Origin of the sequence: Neobacillus sp. YX16, from assembly GCF_030123505.1 — a bacterium.
GTDB lineage: Bacteria > Bacillota > Bacilli > Bacillales > Cytobacillaceae > Neobacillus.
Genome location: NZ_CP126115.1, coordinates 371,042 through 391,022, shown reverse-complemented (window position 1 = coordinate 391,022; position 19,981 = coordinate 371,042). Strand labels below are relative to the sequence as shown.

Below are 19,981 nucleotides of genomic sequence, written 5' to 3'. Positions count from 1 at the left end.
CTACACTTTTTTTAAAAATTTTTTTCTATTCTCTTCAATAAAAATAGTAGCATAAAAAAACGTGCGGGATATTCGCACGTTTTTGGTCATTCTAGTCTTTCTTCTAATCTTTCAGCCTTAATATACAAACATTACATTCGTGTGGAATGATGTATGGCTCATCGGCTGATAAGGAATCTCTTAAGTCCTGAAGTGCATTTCCTCTTACTTTCTCATCTAATCCTGCAAGCCAGGAGACAGATTCTATTCTCTCTACCCATTCTTCTTTTGAAAAGGGAACTGAATAGTTTAATCTATAAAAATCACGTAACTCAAAGCCATTGTTTTGCCATTCATCAAACCACTCAATCGGATATCCGTTTATTCTCTGCTTTGACTCGGCTTTAGCTCCAGCAGGTTTTAATCCGCCACTTACGTATTTAGATAAGACCTTGAATGTCTCCTCAACCACTCCAGAACCAGTAAGGAAGCCAGAATCGACTACTATTAATGTACCCTTTTCTTTTAATATTCGTTTAATTTCTCGAATTGCCCTATCACGGTCAAACCAATGCCAGGCACGCATTACGGTTACGATATCATACTGAGAATCTTGTAAACCCGTACTCTCAGAACTTGATTGCATATACGGAATTTTATAGTTTTTTGACCTATTTAATTCATTTGCATATTTCAGTAATTCTTTAGACGGATCTACGCCAATAACATCTGCTTTTCTCATTGCCATTTTCCTTGTTAAAGCACCAGTACCACAGCCAATATCCGCTACTTTTCTCCCATCAAAGTAAACTCCTCGGATGTATAAGCTATCCATTAAACTAACAGGAATATCTTCTCTTGCTTTCGCATAACTTTTAGCAACTTGACCAAAATTTATTTGTTCCATGTCGGTCGCCCCTTTAATATTTCCTATTTCAGGAATTATTAAAATAATACCATTGAAGTATGGTAAAATGCTAATGTTATAGAAGATACTCTGACAAAGGAATGATGATATGCTTTGGTTGTTGCTCCTTTCCTCCTATTTGATTGGAAGCATTCCGACTGCTCTGATTGTGGGCAAGCTGGTCTTTGGGGTTGATATTCGCGACCATGGAAGCAAAAATCCTGGTGCCACGAACACATTAAGGGTTCTTGGAAAAGGATCTGCCATTATCGTGGTACTCGTCGATATTGGTAAAGGGGCACTCGCTGCTTACCTTCCTTTATACTTCAACCTTGATGTCGAACCACTTTACTTTGGTCTGATGGCAGTAGCAGGACATTGCTATCCTATTTTTGCCGGGTTTCGCGGTGGAAAAGCCATCGCTACAACTGCTGGAACTTTAGCAGTAGCAAGTTTCCCCTTAGCTTTACTTGCATACGCAACGTTCTTCTTGGTAATTTTTTTAACAAAATACGTATTTTTCGGCTCAATTTCTGTAGGACTTAGCTTGCTGATTTATTCTTATTTTTCACCTGAAATTAAATTTGAACTTATCTTTTTCTTTTTTACTTTATTTTTGATTTATCTTCACCGTTCTAATATACGTAACCTTATTCTTGGAATCGAACCCAAAATTAACGACAAGAACCTAATTAACGACCGGATTCCACCTAAGAATAACGGTTTAAAAATGTAAAAATCCCTGGCTGAAAACGCCAGGGATTTATTTTTACAAAAAGGCTGTCATAATGCTGTTGGCAACAGTTTGCCAAATGGATGAATCAGTCTGATAGGATGTCCCAAGACGCTTATATAACGCCATTTGCTTCTCTTGGAAATCCGGTGCTTCCTTATCAGGCAGTTCTGCACGTCCCTTTTCTACAAGAACCTGCATTTCAGGTGCACGCGGCCCCCAAACTCCAACTTCATTTCCTTCTTGGTCAATGAAAATAAAAATTGGTATCGCTCTAGAAGTACCATTCGTTAAATATTGGTCCATTAACTCAAGGTTTTGATCCCTTAGTACGAAACGCACCTCCATATTTGCCGCTTCGGCCACTCTAAGCAATACCGGGTTGTTAAGCATGGCGTCACCACACCAATCCTCTGTTAAAACAATAGCTCGTAATTTTTTTGACTGGACTGCTTCAAGCTTCTTTTTATCACCCTCGGTTAACTCAAAGCGATCATATATGGAAGTCATTTCTTCTTTATTCCGAGTCATTGAGCTTATGTACTCCTCTTTCGTAAGACCCTTTTGAAACCATAAATTTAATTCCACACCAAACACTCCCTCCTATTTCTATTTATCATAATCCTTTCATTTCTTACTTACAAATGAAAGGATTTCTACCTTTTTTACTATTATTCCAAGAGTACTTTAACCTATTTTAGGAAAGTAAAAAAATACTAGTGGATATAGTCATCTTAAGTTGATAGAATATTTTATATATAGAAAATATTATTTTAATTTATTCCTAACATAACAAAGGGGAGAAAAATATGTCCAATGAAACACTTCAGTTAGTATCCATCGGGATTTATCTTGCGATGATGCTTTTTATCGGCTGGTATTCCTATCGAAAAACTAGCAATCTAACGGATTATATGCTCGGAGGAAGGTCTTTAGGACCTGCTGTAACCGCCTTAAGTGCTGGTGCTGCAGATATGAGCGGCTGGCTGTTAATGGGCTTACCTGGAGGAATTTATGTAACTGGTTTAGCGGATGCCTGGATTGCGATTGGTTTAACAATAGGCGCTTATCTCAACTGGTTATTGGTTGCACCTCGACTACGCTCTTATACACAGGTTGCCAATGATTCTATTACGATTCCAAGCTATCTTGAAAATCGATTTAAAGACAATACGAAACTACTACGTATCGTTTCTGGTATCGTTATCCTTATTTTCTTTACTTTCTATGTATCATCTGGTTTAGTTTCTGGCGCTGTCTTTTTTGAAAGCTCATTCGGTACAAGTTACCTTACTGGTCTATTAATTGTTGGCGGTGTAACGATTGCATACACATTATTTGGCGGTTTTCTTGCTGTGAGTTATACAGACTTCATCCAAGGGTTAATGATGCTGATTGCCCTTCTCCTAGTTCCGGCTATTGGAATTTTCTCAGTAGGTGGTCCTGCGGAAACCTTTGATACGATTCGTGCTATTGATCCAACATATCTTGATTTCTTTAAAGGTACAACAACTTTAGGAATTATTTCTGCAATGGCTTGGGGACTTGGTTATTTTGGCCAGCCGCATATTATTGTACGCTTTATGGCCATCACCACTGTAAAAGAAACAAAAAGTGCCCGCCGCATTGGAATGGGCTGGATGATATTCTCACTTATTGGTACGATCTTTACTGGATTCATCGGAATTGCCTTCTTCCATAACAATCCACAGCATGTATTAGAGAATCCTGAAGCTGTATTTATTGAATTAAGTCAGATTCTATTCCATCCCTTATTCGCTGGATTTGCTTTAGCAGCCATTCTTGCAGCGATTATGAGTACAATCTCATCACAATTAATCGTTACATCCAGTGCATTAGTGGAAGATTTATATAAAGTGGTTATGAACAAACAAGCTTCAGACAAACATCTTGTCTTCTTAGGTCGAATGGCTGTTCTTCTCGTTTCTGTAGTTGCTGCTGTACTTGCTCTTGACCAAGACAGCACTATTTTGGATCTTGTTGCTTATGCATGGGCAGGCTTCGGTGCTGCTTTCGGTCCAACCATTTTACTAAGCTTATTCTGGAAAAAGATGACCCATTGGGGAGCTCTTTTTGGAATGATCGTTGGTGCAGTCACCGTTATTGTTTGGAAAAATGTTGGCCTTGGCGACACACTTTACGAGATTGTTCCAGGCTTTGTCCTTAACCTAATCGTCGCTGTTATCGTAAGCTTTATTACTTATAAGAAAAATGAAATGATTGAAAAAGAATTTGATGAAAGTGTCCGCTTATTAACAAAGGAATAGAAATTTTTAGAAATACCTGGATATCAGTATCCGGGTATTTTTTTATCTATCTGACTGACCGACAATTTCCTCCTTTTCTAGTTAATCAAACGTTTGATTAGTTTTGATTCAACTCCTGATATTAAAGGTTTTTTAATTAAAAAACGGTAGAATCCTGTCAGTTAACCAATCATTTGATTAAATAACGATAAAACCCTTTATCTTAATGACTTTTTGCCTAAATGGTATTAAAAGGATTGTCGATTTATCGGTCCGAAACCAGTCCATTATCATTACAGGTTTCCAATTGGTACCCATTCGACAATAATCACCAGCACCAAGGCTAATCAAACGTTTGATTAAAAAATACATCAAGCCATATTATTAAAAGCTTTCCATTAAAAAAAGGGATGAATGATGTCGTCTAATCAAACGTTTGATTAGTTTTATTCAAGGCCGTATAGATAATGGGTTTTCCCGGGGAAACTTCAAAAAAATATGTCGAGTTCTTTTCGACAAAAAAACTGGCAGAATGATTTCTGCCAGCTTTGTATTTTATCGTTTGCTTAATTCCTGATTTAATAATTTGTTTACTATTTGTGGGTTTGCTTGTCCCTTGGTCGCTTTCATTAGCTGCCCAACGAGGAAACCAACTGCCTTATTTTTACCATTTTTAAAATCTTCAACGGATTGTGGATTCGCGTCGAGAACTTCTGAAATGATTTTCAACAGTGTTCCTTCATCTGATATTTGTACGAGCCCTTTGTCCTTAACGATTTTCTCAGCCTCGCCGCCGTTTTCAATCAATTCTTTGAAAACAGTCTTTGCGATTTTTGAAGAAATGGTTCCATTCTCGATGAGCTTAATCATACTAGCTAGGTCTTCAGGAGTTAAAGCAATTTGGTGAAGTTCTTTCCCCTCTGCATTCAGGTAAGCAGAAACATCTCCCATGATCCAGTTCGAAGCCAATTTCGCCTCTGCACCTGCTGCCACAGTTCCTTCAAAGAAATCAGCCATTTCTTTCGTTACCGTTAGTACCTTGGCATCATAAACAGGTAATCCTAGTTCATCTATATAACGCTTTTGCCGGTGATCCGGAAGTTCAGGAATTTCAGCAGCGATTCGGTTTTTCCATTCCTCATCAATAAAGATATCAAGTAGATCTGGTTCAGGGAAGTATCGATAATCATCCGATCCCTCTTTAACACGCATAAGCAATGTAGCCCCTGTTGCTTCATCAAATCGACGTGTCTCTTGATCAATTGTCCCGCCGCTTGTGACAACTTCACGCTGACGCTTTTCCTCAAATTCCAGACCTTTACGGACGAAGTTAAAAGAGTTTAAGTTCTTTAATTCTGTCTTTGTCCCTAACTCTTCTTGTCCAACTGGACGAATCGAAATATTGGCGTCACAACGTAATGAACCTTCTTCCATCTTACAGTCAGAAACACCTGTATATTGAATGATGGATTTTAATTTTTCAAGATAGGCGTATGCTTCATCTGGAGTACGGATATCTGGCTCAGAAACGATTTCCACAAGAGGAGTTCCCTGGCGGTTATAATCCACTAATGAATAGCCATTCCCGTGACTCAGTTTTCCTGCATCTTCTTCTAAATGAATCCTCGTAATTCCAATCCGTTTTGTGTAGCCGTTTACCTCAATATCAATCCAACCATGCTCGCCTATCGGCTTATCAAATTGAGAAATCTGATAGGCCTTCGGATTATCTGGATAAAAATAGTTCTTCCGGTCAAATTTTGTGTGAGTGGCTACCTGGCAATTCAAGGCCATTGCTGCCTTCATCCCGAATTCTACCGCCTTTTTGTTAAGGACCGGCAGCACTCCGGGATAACCAAGGTCAATCACACTTGTATTCGTATTTGGCTCCGACCCAAAATGGTTTGGGCTGGCCGAAAAGATTTTCGAATCCGTTTTTAACTCAACATGCACTTCAAGACCAATTACTGTTTCAAATTCCATCATCTTCACCCCCTATATTCCCGGCTTTTGTTTATGGTAGTCTGTTGCTTGTTCAAATGCATGTGCTACACGATAAATGGTCGCCTCATCAAAATGCCTGCCGATAATTTGTAAGCCAAGCGGCAGTCCATTATCAAATCCGCATGGAATCGAGATTCCAGGCACGCCTGCTAGGTTCACAGGAATCGTCAAAATATCATTTATATACATCGTTAACGGATCATCAATATTCTCACCAATTTTAAAAGCTGGAGTTGGAGTAGTTGGTCCAATGATGACATCATATTTTTCAAATACATCTTCAAAGTCCTTCTTAATTAACGTACGAACCTGTTGTGCCTTTTTGTAATAAGCATCGTAGTAACCAGAACTTAATGCAAAGGTACCAAGCATGATTCTACGTTTTACCTCGTCACCAAAGCCTTCAGCTCTTGATTTTTTATATAAATCAAGCAAATTATCAGCATTTGGTGTCCTATAGCCATAGCGAACACCATCGAAGCGAGCTAGATTGGCAGAAGCTTCGGATGAAGACAACAAATAATAGGCAGCTAATGCATATTTAGAATGGGGCAAGGAAACCTCTTCCCATACTGCACCTTGTTTTTCAAGCACTTTTAAAGCATCCAGTACCGACTGGCGAACCGTTTCAGTCACACCCTCACCAAGATACTCTTTAGGTACGGCGATTTTTAATCCTTTAACATCCCCATTTAATGCAGAGACGAAACTCGGTACATCCACATTCGCTGATGTGGAGTCCATTGGATCTAGTCCAGATATGGCTTGCAAAAGATAAGCATTATCTTCAACCGTTCTTGTAATCGGTCCAATTTGGTCAAGGGAGGATGCAAATGCAACCAACCCGAAACGAGATACACGGCCATATGTAGGCTTTAACCCTACAACTCCGCAAAAAGATGCTGGCTGACGAATAGATCCCCCTGTATCGGAACCTAAGGAAAATAGTACTTCGCCTGCCGCAACAGAAGCCGCTGATCCGCCTGATGAACCGCCTGGTACTCTCTCTAAGTCCCATGGATTCCGGGTCTTTTGATAATGGGAATTTTCGTTAGAAGAACCCATTGCAAACTCATCCATGTTTAACTTTCCAATCGTTACAGTTTCCTGCTGCTGCAGCTTTTGAACAACAGTAGCATCATAGATGGGATTAAAGTTTTCTAGAATCTTACTTGCACAGGTTGTCCGTAGTCCTTTTGTGACAATATTGTCTTTTATGCCAATCGGCATTCCAAATAACAAGTTATTTGTAGAGTTGGCAGTAAGCTTCTCATCTAGTGAATTTGCAGTTCGTCGTGCCTTTTCCTCGTCTAACGTTAGAAATGCTTGTACCTTGTCATCAACCTGAGCAATTCTTTTATAGGACTCTTCAACAAGATCAGTGACTTTTAATTCTTTTTTATGTAAAAGTTCATGGAGATCTGACACTTTATAATCAAATAAACTCACCGTTTTCCTCCTTCTAGCTAGCTCCAACGCCTAGGGGCTCACCCCTAGGAAAAATTGGACTGCATTTTTCCCTCGAGCAAGGCGCTTCCGCTTTTCTTACTCCCCAATTATTGCAGGTACTTTTATCTGTCCATCCTGGTGATCTGGTGCATTTTTCAGTACTTCCTCACGTGGTAATCCTGTTTGCTTGATGTCCTCACGAAAGATATTTTTCATATCCAGCACATGGTAGGTTGGTTCAACATTTTCCGTATCTAATTCATTTAACTGTTCTGCAAATGTAATAATCGCGTCCAACTGTTTCGTAAACTTCTCAGCCTCTTCTTCTGTTATCGCTAATCTAGCCAAGTTTGCTACATGTTTCACTTGCTCGTTTGAGATTCTTGTCATTTTTTTTACCCCCAATCTCTTTTGCATAGTCATTTTATTATTGATAATACCAAACTTTTCCGCTTCACCGCAATGATTCCCTCATCAGTATTGTCAAAAGCATTACTTTTTAGATTTTTGGCATTAAAAAAAGAGCCGCAGCTCCTTGATTTTGTTCAATCGATTCTATTAACCTTTTTGTAAAACCAATGGACATATCCACATTGACGACAGGTAAGTATCGTGGCGGTTGGATTGGCAAAGTCAAGATTAAAGAAGGTCGCTATAGATGTATTCAATTGAGCATGTCCCTGCTCAAACCAACCATATTTACAATGTACACAGGATACATTAATTCCATTTACTTGATATTGGCCTGGTCCCATAGACTTTTTAATGTTCTTAGCAAATAATTTAAAGAAACTTTTCTTTGCCATCTAGCTTGAGATCCCCTATCTATAATCCATATTCCTTATGCAGTGTAGCTGACTCCTGTGCCCATATTAATAATTGTGTTCTTTCAAAATACCGCTTCCCCTCAATCACAATATATGGAAGCATGGCACCATCATAAGAACCTGTAGTATTTAATATTTGTTTTTCCTCAGCCATAATCTTCTTTAATTCATCTTCTGATATCCCTAAAAGTGCAGATGTATCCTTTATATTCAGTAGTATGCTGCCTTGTACCTCAGATTTGCTTGAAGAATCAATTACTGCTGAGTCAGGTTTTGAAGCAAGGAGATAACAGCCTATAATGATTCCGATAGATAAAACCAATGATGAAATCAAAAGTGTTTTATTTTCAAGCATATTCATCCCCCCAGAATTTCAATATGTATTAAATTATTGTGGAATAACCTCGCCATTACCATTTAATGCTCTAACCTGTGGGCGGAAGCCTAACCCTACATAGTAGCGTTTTCCATCCTTCTTAATCATTTTTGCTTTTTTATAATCTTCAGTATCCTGATTGGCGATTTCGATGGTTGTGATATTCTCATTATTGATTTCTCCAAACACAACGTAAATATCTTTAAGAGCATTACCTTTGTCATCATACTTGGTGTAGTTCTCGTTATAAATGGAATAGGTTTCACTCTCCGCATGTTCCCACCCATTCGGACCATCATTTTTCCATCCTTCTTCATCGTTCCCTTCAAAGAAAGAAACACCCAGCACCGGCTCTTTTATGTGTTCAACCTCTTCCCCTTCTGCTTTTGTAGAGTAAAGGACGATTGTTATCCCATCACTTTTCTTCTTGTATAAAACTTCTTTTACTTCAAAAGGGATCGTTTCTGCAATGGCCTTTTCCAGAGTTGGATATTTACATCCTGAAAGTGTAAGCATTAGAACAACCACGATAAAGAGTAATTTACATTTTCTCATAATTCTCTCCTCCTAGATTTGGTCAGATGTTAGTAATCTAGTAATCTCTAGTAAAAAGTACAAGGCAAAATTAATACCAACTTCCTACCTGACCATTTTTCTTTTCGTTCCTATTATGAGTTTATTATCTAGTTTACTCCCCTCCTTATAAGTGACTAAAATGGTAATCTCCTTACTTGTATAATATTCTAATTTTTTGTTAAATTCCAGTTATACCCAAATATAGTTCTAAATACCTCCTCCTGATGAACCTAATGAATTAATAAAGGCAGCAGTCGAGATTGACTGCTGCCTTTGTGCATTATCGTTTAAAAAGTTTTGCAAATAGTCCTTTGCTTTTTGGGGGTTCAGGTTGACTAATTTCTTTCGTAGTGATGTAAATATCTTCTTTATCAATTGCTTCGTCCATCGCTAGCAATAAGCCCACTTCTGTATCATGTTCCTTATTGGTTACGATTTTATGCTCAATATTGTGTTTAGCTGCTAATTTTACATATTTAGATAAGACTGAATAGTCCATATTTCCATTTAGCAAAAGATTTACCTGGGGATTTTTCTTCATTTCCTTCTCGACTTGGGGATAAATCGTCGCTTCTGCCACTTGGCTTTTCTTAAGAGCAAGAATGATGCGCTCGCGTAAGGTACCTAAAAATTTTCGCCTTTCATCCGGCTTCGTTTCCAATGGTCCATGTATTCCCTGTTGAAGGACTTCCTCCACGTTCGACTTTTTCAAACAGATCAACTCCATTAAAAGGGGTATTATTATGTATGATAATACCCTAAAAAATGTTCATTTCCAAAAAAGAGGTCAGTATCCGAGAGTGTTTTTCGTTATCCGAGAGTATTTTCTGCTATCCGAGAGTATTTTTCGTTATCCGAGAGTGTTTTTCGTTATCCGAGAGTATTTTCTGCTATCCGAGAGTATTTTTCGTTATCCGAGAGTATTTTCTGCCATCCGCAAGTATTTTCCGCCATCCGCAACTAATTCCTCCCGGCAAGCCAAAAATCCCCCTTTTCAACATGGAGAAGGGGGATATAACGTAAAGATTATTTTGTAAATTGCTCTTCCTCTGTGGATCCTTTCAACGCGGTTGTTGAGGATGTTCCACCTGTGATGACCATGGAAACTTGGTCAAAGTAGCCTGTTCCAACCTCACGTTGATGTCTTGTTGCTGTGTAGCCGTATTGCTCGCTGTCGAACTCAGCCTGTTGCAATTCTGAGTATGCAGCCATTCCTCGCTCTTTATAGCCGCGAGCCAATTCAAACATGCTGTGGTTCAAGGCATGGAAGCCTGCAAGGGTAACGAATTGGAACTTGTAGCCCATTTTTCCAAGCTCTTGCTGGAATTTTGCAATCGTTTCTTGATCGAGTTTCTTTTTCCAGTTGAAGGATGGTGAACAGTTGTAAGCAAGCATTTTACCAGGGAATTTTTCATGAATCGCTTCTGCAAAACGTCTCGCTTCCTCAATGTTTGGCTCAGAAGTTTCACACCAAATTAAATCGGCATATGGTGCATATGCTAAGCCGCGGGCAATCGCTTGATCAAGTCCTGCACTTGTACGGAAAAAGCCTTCTGCTGTCCGCTCGCCAGTAATAAACGGTGCGTCATTCATATCAATATCACTCGTAATTAAATCGGCAGCATTTGCATCCGTGCGGGCAACCAAAACAGTTGGAACACCCATAACATCAGCAGCCAAACGAGCAGCGATTAAATTCCGAACAGCTGTCTGTGTTGGCAATAAGACTTTACCGCCTAAGTGACCGCATTTTTTCTCAGAGGAAAGCTGATCTTCAAAATGAACGCCTGCAGCTCCTGCTTCAATCATTCCCTTCATCAATTCAAAGCAGTTTAACTGTCCGCCAAAGCCCGCTTCTGCGTCAGCTACAATCGGAACAAACCAATCGATAGAATCATCGCCTTCTGAATGGGTAATTTGATCAGCACGCTGAAGTGCTTGGTTAATTCTTTTTACCACACTCGGCACACTGTTTGCCGGATACAAGCTTTGGTCCGGATACATATGTCCAGAAAGGTTAGCATCCGCTGCGACCTGCCAGCCGCTTAAGTAAATTGCCTTCAACCCCGCTTTTACCTGCTGAACAGCTTGATTCCCTGTTAACGCCCCTAGTGCATTAACGTAATCTTCTTCATTCATTTGCTGCCAAAGCTTTTCTGCTCCACGTCTAGCCAATGTATGCTCGATATCAATAGAACCACGAAGCTTAATGACATCTTCAGCACTATACGGTCTAGTAATCCCATTCCAACGTTTATCTAACTCCCAGCTTTCTTGTAATTCCTTCGCTCTTGAATTTGTCATTTTATATTCCTCCTATTAATCTATTAATGTATTTTATAAAAACTTATACCCAGGTAATGTTAAAAACTCTACAAACTCATCATTTACGATCAAGCTGTCAAATAGCTCAACAGCTTCAGTGAAACGGCCATTCTCATAAGCGTGCATGCCAATTTCATTCTTTATTTTTACTAATTCCTCATCCTTAAATTGCTCATACAAATCTGCAGTTATTTTTCTGCCATCGGTGAGTACACCTTTTGGGTGGCGGATCCATTGCCAAACTTGAGCCCGTGAGATTTCAGCAGTTGCCGCATCCTCCATTAAGTTATGAATGGGTGCAGCTCCTCTTCCAGATAACCACGAAGCAATATATTGAATTCCTACATTGATATTAACGCGCACACCTTCTTCGGTAATTTTACCGTTTGGTGTCTCAAGCAAATCGCTGGCTGTTATCGTAATCTTTTGTTGTTTGTTTGTATGAATCTGGTTAGCCATCGGCATTTCTCGATCAAATACTTCTAGAGCTACCGGGACAAGACCAGGGTGTGCTACCCACGTACCATCATGACCATCACACGCTTCACGTTCCTTATCAGCACGAACCTTTGCGAATGCTTCCTCGTTTGCCTGCGGATTGTCTCGAATCGGTATTTGTGCCGCCATCCCTCCAATAGCAGGGGCTTTCCGGCGATGACAGGTTTGAATGGTAAGCAATGAATAGGAACGCATAAATGGTACAGTCATCGTTACCTGGGATCGATCTGGCAGAATGATAGTTTCATGGTTACGCAGTTTTTTTAAATAGCTAAAAATATAATCCCATCTGCCGCAGTTCAAACCTGCTGAGTGTTCCTTTAATTCAAATAGAATTTCATTCATTTCAAATGCTGCCAGAATGGTCTCAATTAAGACTGTTGCTTTAATCGTTCCTTGAGGTATTCCAAGATTTTTCTGCGCAAAAATAAAGACATCATTCCAAAGCCGTGCTTCTAAATGGCTTTCTAGCTTCGGCAGGTAAAAATAAGGACCTGTTCGCCCGGCCAGCAAATTTTTTACATTATGGAAAAAGTAAAATCCAAAATCAAAAAAGCTCCCAGAAATAGGCTTGCCATTAAGCAGCACATGTTTCTCTTCTAAATGAAGTCCACGCGGTCTAACAAACAAGACTGCTGTTTCCTCATTCAGCACATATCTTTTTCCATTTTGATTTTCATAGGAAATCGTCCGATTTACTGCGTCTCTTAAGTTGATTTGTCCCTCGACGATATTTTCCCAGGTTGGTGAAGTAGCATCTTCACAATCGGCCATAAAAACCTTTGCACCCGAATTTAGTGCGTTGATGACCATTTTTCTTTCCGTCGGTCCAGTAATCTCTACACGGCGATCCTGAAGGTCTTTTGGCAATGGAGCAATTGTCCAATCCCCATTACGAATATGCTTTGTTCCAGGAAGGAAATCCGGAAGCTTTCCGTGATTCAATTCCTCTTGGCGTTTCTGCCTGTACTGCAACAGTTCCATTCGCCTTGCACCAAAGTTTTGCTCAAGTTCCTCGATAAATTTCAGCGCTTCTGGTGTTAAAACCTCATCGTATCGCGCTTTGAGGGCACCAACCACTTCAATTCCTGTTGTCTGTGTCGACATGAACGTATTCACCTCTTTGTTATAATACAGTATATATCCATGTGTTGTATTATATAACACCATTTTTCAAAATGGAACTACTTTTCAGAAAATTTTCAAAAATAGGTACAAATTCCCTGTTGAAGTTTTTTTAAGTATTATTTCCAATCTGATTCATTCAGTTAAAAGGTGAATTTTTCCAATAATATTTAGCAGATGGAAGGTCATTATATAGAGGTGATTCAAAATTAATTAAGGGGGAATAGATGTTATGCCACAAATCGATGTCAATCAATTAAATCAAGCGAAAGCTAATGTTACACTGACACAAACCCTGCTGAGTCAAGCAATTGAAAAGGCAAATTCAGACCCTACTCTAGCTCAGGAAGCGATGAAACAAGCTTCCAACGAAATCTCTTCTGCGTTAAGTGCAGTAACGCAAGCACAAAATGCAGCTAAATCCTCTTTATCGGAATAAACGGTAGGAAAAAACAAAAGGGCTGTCGAAATATTCCGAGACAGCCCTCCTATTTATGAAATGCGTTCATATCTTTCTTTTGCTAAGATATACATCGCACTTCCCCAGCCTAGCGGTGTATTGGAATTATAGCTATCTGTTCTTGCAAAATACAGTTCTGGCAAACTCCCATCACTGAGCATTACCTTTTCTGTTAGTTTTATGAAATGATTTGCTTTTTCAACATTACCTAACTCTAAATGGCAAAGTGCCAGCCATGGCAGCCCAAAGGTCCACTCCGCCTCGGTCCCATAATAAAAAGGTAAATCGTGATGCCTTCCTTCATGTTCAACTGTGGAATAATAGGAATCCCCTTTATACCGGATAACCCCGCGTTCACGTAATAAGTGTGATTCAATTTGGTCAACCACCACTCTCGCTTCCTCCCCCATCAAAACCCCATATGGGAAGGTTAAACTCAACTGCGCTAAATCAAATGGACGGTCACTGCTTTCATGTGGATAAAGATTAGTAATGGTCTGCCTGCCCTTCGTAATCCATTCTCCTGGCACAAATACTATATCTTTTACTGCCTGAAGGCCTGCCACACACGCCCCGACAGAACTTGAATGGATTTCTCTCCATTCCTCCCACATGCCGTTATCTGCGTCTTCCCAGTACTGTACACAGCCTAAGTAGCCAACCAGCTTTTGTACAATCTCGTGATCCTTATCATCTCTTATTATATTTTTACCCCTTTTTTGACCCATCCCAATTCCCCATAGTATGGCTCCAATGGCATCATGCTGAGCATGTCCCCAAGGTGTATCAATTTCCTTTACTTCAGAAGCAGAGTATCTAGCGTGAATGTACTCCCATTGCTCTCTTGGCCTTTGAACGGTATGAATATCCAACTTCCATTCGTATTCTCTAAATAAGTCCAATATCCGGTGGTAGGTCATTTCATAAATTTGATTGTTTTTTTCCAAATAAGGCAAGGACATATAAAAAGAATCCCGTAACCAGACATAATGATAGTCCTTTGACGAAGAGGCCAAATACAATCCATGCGGCAAACGTAATTGATCTAAAATTTGATAGCTGTGAAATATTCTCTCATTCATCATTTCAACCTCGATTACTTTTTACCTTTCTTTTTAGCCCGTTTACAGTCTTTTTATACAATAAAAAGACGTGTATAAACTATGAAAAAGTTGTCTATGCTGAATACTATAAAAATAGATTAGGAGAGTGGGGAAGCATGAAGTTTTTAATAGTAGGGGTGACTAGCAATGAGCGTGGATGAATTAAGCAAAATTATTGCTGTTAAAAAGATGGATTTAGAGGAATGTGAACAAGAGCTTAACAGCCGTTATTATCCATCTATCGTGAGGATTGCCATGATGGATTATATAGAAAACCTACAAGAACAATTGGAAAGGTACAACAACGACCATATAAATTTGTAATACTATAAAGAAGAAATGACGTGTACGAATTAAGGAATTCACACGTCATTTCTTATGTCTTACTTTTTTATAAGCACTGGTTTATTCTTGCAGTAATCGGGACAAGTCAGCTTCGCGATTTGGACTTTTCAAGAACTCCTCACTTACGATTGCATTTAATATTTTTCCTTTTCTAGAGGGGTCTTTCACTTCTTTTAAAATTCGCTTCCTGGCTGAAAATAGGAATTCTAGATACTCTTCAAAAGGTTCATCAAATTGGTGCTCAAGCTGTTCCCTTATTTTCCTTGCCAGTGTTGGACTAGCGCCGCCTGTTGATACAGCAATGCTCAATCGCCCTCGCTGAATATGGGAAGGCACATGAAAATCCGATCCTTCCGGGTCATCCGCAATGGTCACCAGCTGTTGTTCGCTCGCTGCCATTTTAATAGACTGATTTAACACATTGTCATTCGTTGCAGCAAAAATTAAAAACGCGCCTTCAATGTCTTCTTTTGAAAAGGACCTTTCTAGCCACTCTATCCATCCACTACCTGCAAGCCCTTTTAGTTTATCTGTAGCTTGGGGACTGATCACGGTGATAAGCGAGCCCGTACCAAGCAATCCGGCTACTTTCCGCTCTGCAACCCTGCCGCCGCCTATGACCACTACTTTTTTCCCCTCGAGCCTTAACATAATCGGATAGTTCGAATTCAAGTATTCATCCCACCTTTCCTCAGGCTTTCCTAGACTGGATTAAGTATTCTACCAAAGCTTTTCTTGTTGGAGAATCGGGCATTCCATCTGAAACCAAGCCCACGCGTTCAGCTGCCTCTTTTGTCATGTGTCCCATGCAAACCACTTGTACATCTTTTAAAAGTTCAAACACATCTATACCGCATTCCTTCAGGCTCTCGATAAATACTTCAACGGATGCCGCGCTTGGAAATACCATCGTATTTACCTCGGCTTCTTCTAGCATACGTTGAAAAATTGGCAGGAACTGCTGGTCTAGCGCTTTTTTACTCGTGACTAGGAAGTCGGCATTTTCAAACTCATATTTATTATTCTCCCCGACAACCAGTAAGCTTCCTTCCTGTGGCATGCCTTCGATGAGTCTAGCAATAAAACCGCGCTCTCTTAATGCTTTAATAGATTTACTGGAGCAGCCATAGAACTCAGCTCTAACTTTTCGAATATCTATCCCTTTTTCAATAATTGCATTAAAAAATTCACCGACGTTTTCAGGCGAGGAGAACAAAATTTTATCGTAGTCCATAATATTACCTAATTCAACAGGCAATTTAGTCTTTTTCCATTTAGGAAACTCGATAACGTCTGCGCCCTTTTCCATCAATTCCTTCGCTATGCCACTAACACTTTCACCAGTACGGGCAAGTAATATTTGACTGCCGTACAAGGGCATTTTTTCAAACCAACTGATTTTTTCTCGGAGGGAAATGACATCTCCAACAAGAATAATCGATGGATTGCTAAACTTAGCCTCGTATACCTTTGCTGCAATATCTGTTAGAGTTCCTTGTAAGGTCTTCTGGCGCCCGAATGTTCCCCACTGAATTAAAATCACTGGCGTGGCCGCTGGTTTGCCATGAGCGATAAGATTTTCACAGATATATGGCAGATTTCCAACACCCATGTAAAAAGCAATCGTATCAACACCGCGGACAAGGCCTTCCCAATCCAGCATTGGCTTGCCATCAACTGATTTATCATGCGCCGTTACAACTGCAAACGATTCTGCATACTCCCGATGGGTAACAGGAATTCCTGCATAAAGGGGGGCTGCAATCCCCGATGAAATACCAGGAACAATTTCAAATGGAATTTGATAGCGGGCAAGGGCTGCGGCTTCTTCGCCAACTCGTCCAAAAACACCAGGATCTCCGCCCTTTAATCGGACCACCACTTTACCTTCCAGTGCTTTTTCAACTAAAAGGTCGTTGATATTCTCTTGGCGTAAAATATGGCGGTCAGGTAATTTACCGCAATAAATCAGCTCGCAATCATCAGGAGCAAACTCCAATAACTTTGGATTGGCAAGCCGGTCATATAAAATAACTTCAGCCTGCTGGATTGCCTCCATACCCTTTACAGTGATTAAGCGAACATCCCCCGGCCCTGCTCCTACTAGAAATACTTTTCCTGTTTTCATCCTGCAGCCATCCTTCCAAACTCTTTGTATAAAGCTCTTATTTTATAATATAAACGTTATCTTCTTCTACTTCCACCTGATAGGTCTTTACCTGGCCTTCATCTGGTGCTTGAACTTTCCCGTCAGCTAATGAGATTTTCCAATCATAGACTGGGCAGAAAACAAACTCACCGCTCACTAGACCTTCGGTTAAAACACCACCTTTTGGATGCGGACTTCGGTTTTCAATCGCAAATACCTTACCATTTGTAACTTTAAATAACGCTACTTCATTATCATGTAGTTTTACAGAATATCCAGCCCTTACTGGGAGAACAGAATAATTAGCAACTAGGGTCCGAGTTTTTGTTAAAATCATTTATAATCACTCTCCAGCCTTTACAGTGTGAACTGCATAATATTTATCTTTAATATTTTCACTTTCGATTGCTTCATTCCAAGGTTCAATGTACTTCTTCAACGTTTGATCCATGCGCTCATTCAATGCTTTTCTCGTTTCTTCGTTTGCCAGGACTTCTTTTACATGCTCTAAGCCAACTCGTACTACCCACTTTGAAGTACGCTCCAAGTAATTAGCTGTTTCTCGGTAATATTGAAGGTAAGCACCAGTCATTTCCATAACCTCAGCTTCTGTTTTGACAGTAGCTAATAGGTCACCAGCACGAAGATCGACACCGCCATTTCCGGCAACATAGATTTCCCAGCCTCCATCAATTCCAACAAAGCCAATGTCTTTAATTCCTGCCTCTGAACAGTTTCTTGGGCATGCAGACACACCCATTTTTACTTTATGTGGTGTATCAAGACGTTCAAATTTCTTCTCAAGTTCAATTCCAAGTGCCATTGAATCCTGTGTACCATAGCGGCAGAATTGTGCACCTACGCAAGTTTTAACGGTACGAAGTGTTTTTCCATATGCATAACCTGATGGCATATCAAGCTCTTCCCACATGCTTGGCAGGTCTTCCTTTTTCACTCCGAACAAGCCAATCCGCTGTCCGCCGGTTAATTTTACTAATGGCACCTCATACTTTTCAGCAACCACAGCAATTTTTTTCAAATCAGCAGCTGTTGTCACACCGCCATACATTCTAGGTACAACTGAGTATGTTCCATCCTTCTGTATATTCGCATGCATTTTCTCATTTACAAGGCGTGAGTCACGATCATCCTTGTATTCATCCATGTGAATCATGCCAAGGTAGTAGTTGATAGCCGGACGGCATTTCGTACATCCTTCTTCGTTATTCCATTCAAGAACGTTCATTACTTCTTTAACACTTGTTAAGCCCTTTTCTTTAATTTCAGCGATCAATTCTTCTCGGCTGATGGTTGTACAACTGCAAATGCTTGTTTTTTGCGCTGCAGCGGCATCGAATTGGTCACCAAGTGTATAAGCTAAAATATCATTCACCATCGGCTTACAGCGTCCGCAAGAACGGCCGGCATTGGTACAATGGCTTACTTGATCAAGTGTGGTCAAACCCTGCGTTTTGATTGCCTCAACGATCGCGCCTTTTGTAACACCATTACATCCGCATACCAATTCATCATTTGGCATTGAGGCAATGTCGCCGCTACCGCTCTCAGCTGAACATTGTGATTCAAAAATGGATACCCCCGTAATATCCTCTTTTTTGGTCAGCATTCGGAACAATCTTGTACTATCTTTTGTATCACCATAGAGGACAATCCCAACAATTTTGTTATTGCGGACTAATACCCTTTTATAGATACCTTCGTATTCGTTATAGACCATAATGGATTTAGTAGTACCATCTTCAAAAATTTCTCCTGCTGAGTAAAGGTCCACTCCAGCGACTTTAAGCTGAGTTCCTGTTACTGAGCCTTCATATGGCGCTGCTTCTTTCCCACAAATTCTTTCCGCCAGAATTTTACCTTGCTCGTATAATGGCGCAACTAAGCCGTAAACAATCTCCCTATGCTCGGCACATTCACCAACAGCATAGACATTCGGTGCACTTGTTTCCATATAGTCATTAACAACAATACCGCGATTCACATAAATTCCGCTGTCTTTTACCACACCGATATTCGACTTAATCCCGATTGCCATTACAACAAGATCCGCTCTCGCAAAAGACCCATCCTTAAAACGAAGTCCAGCAACACGTTCATCCCCGATGATTTCAACCGTTTCCTTTTCCATTAAAAAGTTCATACCCTGTGATTCGAGCTCTGCTTTAAGTAGGGATGATGCAATTGGATCTAGCTGACGCTCCATTAAACTCGGCATTAAGTGTACCACGTCAACCTTCATTCCAAGGTTTAGTAATCCTCTTGCCGCTTCAAGACCAAGAAGTCCGCCTCCGATTACCACTGCCTTTTTGTATTGACTCGCTGAATTGATCATCATTTCACAATCTTTTATATCACGAAACCCAGTCACGCCTAATTTGTCCGCACCTGGAATTGGCAGGATAAAAGAATTGGAGCCTGTTGCAATAATGAGTTCGTCATACTCTACTTCACGACCTTCGTCGGAAAATACCTTCTTTGCTTTTAAATCAATCTTTGTTACTGCTTCACCAGTAAATAACTGAATATCATTTTCCTTATACCAGTCTAATGGATTAATAATAATATCTTCAAAGCTTGCATCCCCTTGAAGGATATTTGATAATTTTATGCGATTATAGTTTGGGTGTGGTTCTTGTCCAAAAATAGTAATTTCAAATTGATTTGGTGAAAGTTTAAGAATTTCCTCTATTGTTCTAACTCCCGCCATCCCGTTTCCGATCATCACTAGTTTTTTCATGTGGATTCGCTCCTTTATAGTGGTTTATCTATGAATTTACGTTAATTATGTTTTCATCTATAAAAACATTGTAAATGCTGAGGAGCTGATTGATTGTGAC

General features: G+C 39.9%; 20 protein-coding genes. 4 read left to right on the top strand and 16 right to left on the bottom strand.

Features of this window, described 5'->3' with window-relative positions; all coding sequences use genetic code 11:
• Positions 1-103: 103 nt before the first annotated feature.
• Entirely contained in the window at positions 104-886 is a 783-nt protein-coding gene (locus tag QNH48_RS02005) for a class I SAM-dependent methyltransferase (RefSeq protein WP_283953542.1), read from the bottom strand.
• Between the two features lie 109 nt (positions 887-995).
• On the opposite strand from QNH48_RS02005, the gene plsY reads away from it, so the two are divergent.
• Positions 996-1,622: a glycerol-3-phosphate 1-O-acyltransferase PlsY gene (gene plsY / locus QNH48_RS02000; protein WP_283953541.1), complete on the top strand. Its 627-nt coding sequence runs from the start codon at positions 996-998 to the stop codon at positions 1,620-1,622.
• Positions 1,623-1,655: 33 nt separating this feature from the next.
• On the opposite strand, the gene QNH48_RS01995 is transcribed toward plsY, so the two are convergent.
• Positions 1,656-2,207, bottom strand: coding sequence for a thioredoxin family protein (locus tag QNH48_RS01995; protein WP_283953540.1), 552 nt, complete (start codon positions 2,205-2,207; stop codon positions 1,656-1,658).
• A gap of 221 nt (positions 2,208-2,428) precedes the next feature.
• On the opposite strand from QNH48_RS01995, the gene putP reads away from it, so the two are divergent.
• Positions 2,429-3,907 (top strand): sodium/proline symporter PutP, encoded by a 1,479-nt coding sequence (putP, locus tag QNH48_RS01990; RefSeq protein WP_283953539.1) that lies wholly within the window; start codon positions 2,429-2,431, stop codon positions 3,905-3,907.
• A gap of 534 nt (positions 3,908-4,441) precedes the next feature.
• On the opposite strand, the gene gatB is transcribed toward putP, so the two are convergent.
• The 9 genes from gatB to aceB form a co-directional block, all read right to left on the bottom strand.
• Positions 4,442-5,869, bottom strand: coding sequence for an Asp-tRNA(Asn)/Glu-tRNA(Gln) amidotransferase subunit GatB (gene gatB / locus QNH48_RS01985; protein ID WP_283955652.1), 1,428 nt, complete (start codon positions 5,867-5,869; stop codon positions 4,442-4,444).
• A gap of 12 nt (positions 5,870-5,881) precedes the next feature.
• A complete protein-coding gene (gene gatA / locus QNH48_RS01980) occupies positions 5,882-7,339 on the bottom strand; it encodes an Asp-tRNA(Asn)/Glu-tRNA(Gln) amidotransferase subunit GatA (RefSeq protein WP_283953538.1) in 1,458 nt (485 codons plus the stop codon).
• A 96-nt stretch (positions 7,340-7,435) separates the two neighbouring features.
• Entirely contained in the window at positions 7,436-7,729 is a 294-nt protein-coding gene (gene gatC / locus QNH48_RS01975; RefSeq protein ID WP_133370904.1) for an Asp-tRNA(Asn)/Glu-tRNA(Gln) amidotransferase subunit GatC, read from the bottom strand.
• A 155-nt stretch (positions 7,730-7,884) separates the two neighbouring features.
• Positions 7,885-8,145, bottom strand: coding sequence for a hypothetical protein (locus QNH48_RS01970; RefSeq protein WP_095248031.1), 261 nt, complete (start codon positions 8,143-8,145; stop codon positions 7,885-7,887).
• 19 nt (positions 8,146-8,164) lie between these two features.
• On the bottom strand, positions 8,165-8,521 hold the full coding sequence (locus tag QNH48_RS01965) for a hypothetical protein (RefSeq protein WP_283953537.1): 357 nt from the start codon (positions 8,519-8,521) through the stop codon (positions 8,165-8,167).
• A gap of 33 nt (positions 8,522-8,554) precedes the next feature.
• Positions 8,555-9,097 carry a hypothetical protein gene (locus QNH48_RS01960; RefSeq protein WP_095248033.1) on the bottom strand — a complete coding sequence of 181 codons (543 nt, stop codon included), beginning with the start codon at positions 9,095-9,097 and terminating at the stop codon, positions 8,555-8,557.
• Positions 9,098-9,398: 301 nt separating this feature from the next.
• Positions 9,399-9,830, bottom strand: a complete 432-nt coding sequence (locus QNH48_RS01955) for a YueI family protein (protein WP_206021659.1) — start codon at positions 9,828-9,830, stop codon at positions 9,399-9,401.
• 314 nt (positions 9,831-10,144) lie between these two features.
• Positions 10,145-11,422, bottom strand: coding sequence for an isocitrate lyase (aceA, locus tag QNH48_RS01950; protein ID WP_283953536.1), 1,278 nt, complete (start codon positions 11,420-11,422; stop codon positions 10,145-10,147).
• A 33-nt stretch (positions 11,423-11,455) separates the two neighbouring features.
• Complete coding sequence (gene aceB / locus QNH48_RS01945) at positions 11,456-13,048, bottom strand: malate synthase A (protein WP_283953535.1); 1,593 nt, start codon at positions 13,046-13,048, stop codon at positions 11,456-11,458.
• A gap of 250 nt (positions 13,049-13,298) precedes the next feature.
• Between aceB and QNH48_RS01940 the strand changes: the two genes are divergently transcribed.
• A complete protein-coding gene (locus tag QNH48_RS01940) occupies positions 13,299-13,505 on the top strand; it encodes a hypothetical protein (protein ID WP_283953534.1) in 207 nt (68 codons plus the stop codon).
• A 53-nt stretch (positions 13,506-13,558) separates the two neighbouring features.
• Here the strand turns inward: QNH48_RS01940 and QNH48_RS01935 are convergent, their stop codons facing one another.
• Complete coding sequence (locus tag QNH48_RS01935; RefSeq protein WP_283953533.1) at positions 13,559-14,611, bottom strand: glycoside hydrolase family 15 protein; 1,053 nt, start codon at positions 14,609-14,611, stop codon at positions 13,559-13,561.
• A 165-nt stretch (positions 14,612-14,776) separates the two neighbouring features.
• Here QNH48_RS01935 and QNH48_RS01930 point away from each other — a divergent pair, with 165 nt between their 5' ends.
• Entirely contained in the window at positions 14,777-14,953 is a 177-nt protein-coding gene (locus QNH48_RS01930; RefSeq protein ID WP_165979221.1) for a hypothetical protein, read from the top strand.
• A gap of 81 nt (positions 14,954-15,034) precedes the next feature.
• Here QNH48_RS01930 and QNH48_RS01925 read toward each other — a convergent pair whose 3' ends face one another.
• From QNH48_RS01925 to nirB, 4 genes are read right to left on the bottom strand one after another with little or no spacing between them, the layout of a single operon-like run.
• Positions 15,035-15,646, bottom strand: coding sequence for an NAD(P)-binding protein (locus QNH48_RS01925; RefSeq protein ID WP_283953532.1), 612 nt, complete (start codon positions 15,644-15,646; stop codon positions 15,035-15,037).
• A gap of 19 nt (positions 15,647-15,665) precedes the next feature.
• Positions 15,666-17,102 carry a uroporphyrinogen-III C-methyltransferase gene (cobA, locus tag QNH48_RS01920; RefSeq protein ID WP_283953531.1) on the bottom strand — a complete coding sequence of 479 codons (1,437 nt, stop codon included), beginning with the start codon at positions 17,100-17,102 and terminating at the stop codon, positions 15,666-15,668.
• Positions 17,103-17,139: 37 nt separating this feature from the next.
• On the bottom strand, positions 17,140-17,460 hold the full coding sequence (gene nirD / locus QNH48_RS01915) for a nitrite reductase small subunit NirD (protein ID WP_283953530.1): 321 nt from the start codon (positions 17,458-17,460) through the stop codon (positions 17,140-17,142).
• A 6-nt stretch (positions 17,461-17,466) separates the two neighbouring features.
• Positions 17,467-19,881, bottom strand: a complete 2,415-nt coding sequence (gene nirB / locus QNH48_RS01910; RefSeq protein ID WP_481858450.1) for a nitrite reductase large subunit NirB — start codon at positions 19,879-19,881, stop codon at positions 17,467-17,469.
• Between the last annotated feature and the right edge of the window lie 100 nt (positions 19,882-19,981).

What these genes read in the sequence shown, in the direction of transcription:
- QNH48_RS01940 (WP_283953534.1), top strand. Translation starts at nt 13,299, where the DNA reads ATGCCACAAATCGATGTCAATCAATTAAATCAAGCGAAAGCTAATGTT.
- cobA (WP_283953531.1), bottom strand. Translation starts at nt 17,102, where the DNA reads ATGAAAACAGGAAAAGTATTTCTAGTAGGAGCAGGGCCGGGGGATGTT.
- gatC (WP_133370904.1), bottom strand. Translation starts at nt 7,729, where the DNA reads ATGACAAGAATCTCAAACGAGCAAGTGAAACATGTAGCAAACTTGGCT.
- nirB (WP_481858450.1), bottom strand. Translation starts at nt 19,881, where the DNA reads ATGAAAAAACTAGTGATGATCGGAAACGGGATGGCGGGAGTTAGAACA.
- QNH48_RS01930 (WP_165979221.1), top strand. Translation starts at nt 14,777, where the DNA reads ATGAGCGTGGATGAATTAAGCAAAATTATTGCTGTTAAAAAGATGGAT.
- QNH48_RS01965 (WP_283953537.1), bottom strand. Translation starts at nt 8,521, where the DNA reads ATGCTTGAAAATAAAACACTTTTGATTTCATCATTGGTTTTATCTATC.
- QNH48_RS01960 (WP_095248033.1), bottom strand. Translation starts at nt 9,097, where the DNA reads ATGAGAAAATGTAAATTACTCTTTATCGTGGTTGTTCTAATGCTTACA.
- aceB (WP_283953535.1), bottom strand. Translation starts at nt 13,048, where the DNA reads ATGTCGACACAGACAACAGGAATTGAAGTGGTTGGTGCCCTCAAAGCG.
- nirD (WP_283953530.1), bottom strand. Translation starts at nt 17,460, where the DNA reads ATGATTTTAACAAAAACTCGGACCCTAGTTGCTAATTATTCTGTTCTC.
- QNH48_RS01970 (WP_095248031.1), bottom strand. Translation starts at nt 8,145, where the DNA reads ATGGCAAAGAAAAGTTTCTTTAAATTATTTGCTAAGAACATTAAAAAG.
- QNH48_RS02005 (WP_283953542.1), bottom strand. Translation starts at nt 886, where the DNA reads ATGGAACAAATAAATTTTGGTCAAGTTGCTAAAAGTTATGCGAAAGCA.
- putP (WP_283953539.1), top strand. Translation starts at nt 2,429, where the DNA reads ATGTCCAATGAAACACTTCAGTTAGTATCCATCGGGATTTATCTTGCG.
- aceA (WP_283953536.1), bottom strand. Translation starts at nt 11,422, where the DNA reads ATGACAAATTCAAGAGCGAAGGAATTACAAGAAAGCTGGGAGTTAGAT.
- QNH48_RS01935 (WP_283953533.1), bottom strand. Translation starts at nt 14,611, where the DNA reads ATGATGAATGAGAGAATATTTCACAGCTATCAAATTTTAGATCAATTA.
- gatB (WP_283955652.1), bottom strand. Translation starts at nt 5,869, where the DNA reads ATGGAATTTGAAACAGTAATTGGTCTTGAAGTGCATGTTGAGTTAAAA.
- plsY (WP_283953541.1), top strand. Translation starts at nt 996, where the DNA reads ATGCTTTGGTTGTTGCTCCTTTCCTCCTATTTGATTGGAAGCATTCCG.